A 1,076-nucleotide genomic window follows, 5' to 3' on the forward strand; every position below is an offset into this window, starting at 1 on the left:
ACCGGGCAACCGCTGGCGATCAGTGTGGTGCCCGGTAAGGTGGTGATTCAGGCACAGCCGGATAATATTCTGGCCTAACAGCAATAAAAATAGCCGTAAAAATCCAAAAGACCTTTACGCCTAATATATTAAATGACAATCAATTTTTCTTTAGCAAAACCTACAGGCCAATGACCAGCATAGTATATGCTTACAATCGCTGTCCATTTATCACCAAGACTCAAATACTGTTCCGTCACATATTGTCTAAAAGCAAAGCATATACCATTTCTTGCCGCCTGACTAAAATCATGTGGTCCAGATATAAACTTATCTTTAGGTAACCCTTTAGTTGCATTCATTACTGCTTTATTTACTTTAATTCTAAGCTCAATAAGTTCTTTCGAGCCACCCTGAATTTTATAAAATGGATCATCTTGTGTTAGTGAAGTCGGAAGCCATTCAGTTTTTTCATAAAAGCCTTTAAATTCTATATTTGATGGGTTAATAAATACCTTTTCAACATTATCAATTAGAATAATATTTTCATTTTGGATATCAGATAACCCCATATTTGAGAAAAATCTTGACCGTTCTATATCTTTTAATAACTCGCTAATATCAATCATATTATAATCTCAAATCGGTTATAGTTCCTGGAGGTAGCGCCTTTCTACTTTGCTGAATTGTAGTGCGAAGCACACCACCTGCCGCATGCGGGCCTGCTATTCCAGGTAAAGAATGATTTGGTAAGGCACCATGTGTAGGCATTAAGTTCCACCACTTACTTTGCACCTCCGCTTTCTAATGGAATTATATGATGCGGAGTTGCCCCAGTTGGCCAAACTCTACCCGTATTTACTTCCCATTGGCTCATAAGATAATTTTGATCTCTTACAAATTCCCTACGCGCCATCTGATTTTGGAAAGCGCTACGCCTTTGAACTACTGGTAAATTACCCCTTAAGATTTGGGCTTGCTCTGGGGTTATATGCCCCCCTGGAGATGCAACTTGATTGGCATCTCCAATGATACGATCAAGCGTAGAACATCCAGTCAATCCTAATGGATCGACCCATGTAAGGGGATTGTGAACA

General features: G+C 39.3%; 2 protein-coding genes. Both read right to left on the bottom strand.

Features of this window, described 5'->3' with window-relative positions:
- Nucleotides 1-128: 128 nt before the first annotated feature.
- Nucleotides 129-608: a hypothetical protein gene (locus AD970_RS18405; protein ID WP_072080716.1), complete on the bottom strand. Its 480-nt coding sequence runs from the start codon at nucleotides 606-608 to the stop codon at nucleotides 129-131.
- A 155-nt stretch (nucleotides 609-763) separates the two neighbouring features.
- Nucleotides 764-1,076 (bottom strand): hypothetical protein (locus AD970_RS20010; RefSeq protein ID WP_209429090.1); only part of this gene is annotated, 313 nt, incomplete at its 5' end.

The organism is Yersinia nurmii, assembly GCF_001112925.1.
Lineage (GTDB): Bacteria > Pseudomonadota > Gammaproteobacteria > Enterobacterales > Enterobacteriaceae > Yersinia > Yersinia nurmii.